The sequence below is a fragment of the Alkalimonas cellulosilytica genome, assembly GCF_036325985.1.
Taxonomy (GTDB): Bacteria; Pseudomonadota; Gammaproteobacteria; order Enterobacterales; family Alteromonadaceae; genus Alkalimonas; species Alkalimonas cellulosilytica.
The window spans coordinates 1-2,988 of sequence record NZ_JAUHLI010000040.1 but is presented as its reverse complement, the minus strand read 5'-3'; the positions used below and the strand labels follow the sequence as shown (position 1 = coordinate 2,988).

Annotated in this window: 4 protein-coding genes; 1 reads left to right on the top strand and 3 read right to left on the bottom strand. The window is 52.5% G+C overall.

What is annotated here, in order from left to right; genetic code table 11:
- The 3 genes from QWY20_RS18405 to QWY20_RS18395 form a co-directional block, all read right to left on the bottom strand.
- The coding region (locus QWY20_RS18405) for an SOUL family heme-binding protein (RefSeq protein WP_330130440.1) at window positions 1–386 on the bottom strand (386 nt) is incomplete at its 3' end.
- 74 nt (window positions 387–460) lie between these two features.
- The gene (locus tag QWY20_RS18400; protein WP_330130439.1) at window positions 461–1,240 is read right to left on the bottom strand and encodes a hypothetical protein; all 780 of its coding nucleotides are present in this window, start codon (window positions 1,238–1,240) and stop codon (window positions 461–463) included.
- A gap of 59 nt (window positions 1,241–1,299) precedes the next feature.
- Window positions 1,300–1,986 (bottom strand): hypothetical protein, encoded by a 687-nt coding sequence (locus tag QWY20_RS18395; RefSeq protein ID WP_330130438.1) that lies wholly within the window; start codon window positions 1,984–1,986, stop codon window positions 1,300–1,302.
- Between the two features lie 221 nt (window positions 1,987–2,207).
- Between QWY20_RS18395 and QWY20_RS18390 the strand changes: the two genes are divergently transcribed.
- Window positions 2,208–2,988: FtsZ/tubulin family protein (locus QWY20_RS18390; protein ID WP_330130437.1), on the top strand; the 781-nt coding region annotated here is incomplete at its 3' end.

Sequence of the window (2,988 nt, the reverse complement as noted above, 5' to 3'; positions counted from 1 at the left end):
GTTTCCAGCGTGAAGTGCGCCGGCATCACAAAAGACATCCGCGCCTGCTCAGGCGTATCGGTCATAAAGACCGGCGCCGTCATCGCGATGGACACCCCCTGATGACCATTTGAAGCCTCCATAAACACCGGTGCGGTCATGGCGATGTCGCGCGCGCCCTCGTTCGCACCGCTGATGTAGCGGAACAGCTTTCGAAAAGCACCATTTTGGCCATGCGCAGCCATATCGGCCGAAACCAACACCATGGCATCGTAATGGCGCACATCAATACCCCGGCTCTCATCCACCTGCAACTGGGTGTAAGGGGCAATTTCAACATGGTTCTGGCCGACCACAGAGCAGCCGGCCAGCAAGGCGGCAGTAAATAAGGTGAATACGGATTTCACGGTTAGTCCTTTTGCTTTGTTTGTTGTGGTTGTACGTGTGTTTTAAAGAAACAGAGCAGTAGGGTCAGCGACTTCTAAATTGGAGATTTCTGTTCAGCAAGCAACTCCGCCAGCAGACGTTGCGCATTACCAATGCCATACACCTCTTGCCTACCTTGCCAGTTGTCGAGCAAGGTTTGCCATTGCAATAATTCAGAAGGGCTCCATGGGTTGGCATTCAGCACATAAGTGATGAGTTCAGTTCGCAGCTCATTGGCGTGTTGTTCGAGAAATGGCATCCCAAGCTGCTGTGCACAGTGCTGCAGGGAATGACGGATCAGCAGCAGATCGCTGCCCAAAAAATCAGGGCAGTGGGTTGGCTCAGAGCAAGCCAGTTGTCGAAACAGCGGGTGAAGCGGCTGATGCTGCTGCATTAAACGAAAAGCTAGCCAAAATAGTGGAAACAGTGCTTCAAAATCCGCAGCTGAGCTGGCATCACCGTCAGTTAAATCGCCGCTGCTGTAGAAGTGGGCGGCAGCATATTCAAGGCAGTGACTGGCCTCAGCCAGCATGGCATCTGACAGCTCTGTTGGCAAAGCAGGCTCTGTTTGTTGAAGGGCCGCTTGCCAGACGGATCTCAGGTGTGGCCAGTTGCTTTTTGACTGCGACTCCTCTGTACTTAACCGCTTAAAACAAACTGGCAGTTTCAGCAGCTCCTGCTCTAAAACACGCAGTTGCCAGTAGGGATGATAGGATTTGACCGCACTAAGCCAGGGCTCTGGCAGTTCCGATGGTTCAGGCGATTCAAACAAAGCGTAACAGCCCTCATCCGAGCCAGGCTTTGGGTTTTGTTCATCCAAACTATCGGGGAGCACAAAACGTCCCCTGTGGTGAAAGTTGCAACAAAGCGCTGCCTCTATGCAGTAACCGCACATCATTTGTTTCCTTTTAAGCAGATTTTTTGTTTGGGCAGCAATGGGTAGGCATCTTTGCTGATGCCCAGCCGGTCGATGGCCTCTGTGTAGGGGGCAGCATAATCTGCCATCGCGGACAAGCGCCTAGCATACGGCAGATTGAAGCGATGACTACTGCGGCATGTCAACAACAGCTCTGTCTTGACGCTGCCAATGCGTAAACAATTCGCCAGGCTCAAGCCTTCTGCAAGTAAGGTGGCCAGCATACCGCTGTGAGGAGCGGTAGCGAGCTGTTGCTGAAGCGAAGAGGAAGGGCAGGGCCACAACATTGCCCTGGGGCCGTCAGGCAATTGCTGATTTTCCCAAGGCGCAGTTTGCACCTGAAGCTCCATCAACACCAGGTAATTGCTGTCATCATCGTTGTAATACGGATCGTCATCATGCAGGCAAAAGTAAAGCCTTACATTGCACTGGAAAGGCGCTGCTTGCCCATGGAGCCACAGGGCTGGAAGATCTTCCATTACAGCCGCTATGTCCTTTGCGAGTTCTTGCTCCAGTGCATAAAGCCGTTTGTTAAGTCTTTCAAATGTCAGACGCTCGGTTCGGGTAAGCTCATTACCATGAAGCGTCCCCATGAAATAAGGCGACAGCTCAGGTAGGCGCTGTTGCCAGCACAAGGTCGGTGAAAGTAGCAGCAGCTTGGCCATGGTAATTCCTCAAACCAATGTGCTGCCAGCTTACTGTTTTCCAGCGACAAAATAGGTCGCTTATCGGCTGGGTTTAGCTGCGGCTTATTTTGTCGCAGCGCTGCCGTATGCTGTCGCTATCACAAAATAGGAGTCTGTGCATGCCAGCCGTTCAACCAAGTTCAACCCAAAAGTCCACAAAGCAAGATGCTCAAAAACCTCAGGCCGGTTCAGGTGCATCTGTGTTACTGCTAGGGGTGGGTAGTTTGGGTTGTTATCTGGTTGCCAAAACCCAGCAAGCGGAGCTGCCAGTGCCGGTGCGCTATGCATTGATGCACCACAAAGCCGCCTTGCTGCAAAACAGAGCCGATACGCTGTGTTTTCATCTTAATGAAACTTCGGGACCGTTACAGCAGCGGCTGGCCGATGAGGATTATCTGGCGGTACAGCAAGCAATAGCGCATGCGGATGTGGTGGTGCTGTGCGCAGCTCTGGGCGGTGCCAGTGGCGCTCTGTTGGAGGAATTGGCCCAGCTAAAAGCTCAGGATACGCTGGCTTTTGTGATCACTCCTTTTTCTTTTGAAGGCGGTGCGCGCTTAAAGCAAGCCAAAGCGACTTTGCAGCAGTTGGAAAGTCAGTGCAGCAGCATTCTGGAATTGCCAAATGATCTGCTGCGTCAAGCCCTTGGTGGTCACACTGCGCTTCATCAGGCATTGGATGCGAGCAATGTCTTTTTGCATCAGGCCTTGCAGCAGCTGCTTGGACTCATGATTGAGCCAGGGTTAATTCACCTGGATATCATTCATTTTAAAACCATGCTCAGTCATCAGGGGGGGATGCTTATTGGCTGGCACCAGCTGGACCTCAATCAGCCGCTAAGCCCGCAAGTAGCAAGCCTGTTGCAACAACCACTGCTGGCTCAGGCCGATGTGAAAACGGCCAAAGCCGCCATGCTGTATGTGCAAGCACCGGATAACCTGGCTACCGATACATACTGCCAGCTGCATACTGAATTGCAGCGGC

Bases quoted from the DNA above. Each gene is read 5' to 3' on its own strand.
- QWY20_RS18395 (WP_330130438.1), bottom strand. From the start codon at position 1,986: ATGGCCAAGCTGCTGCTACTTTCACCGACCTTGTGCTGGCAACAGCGC.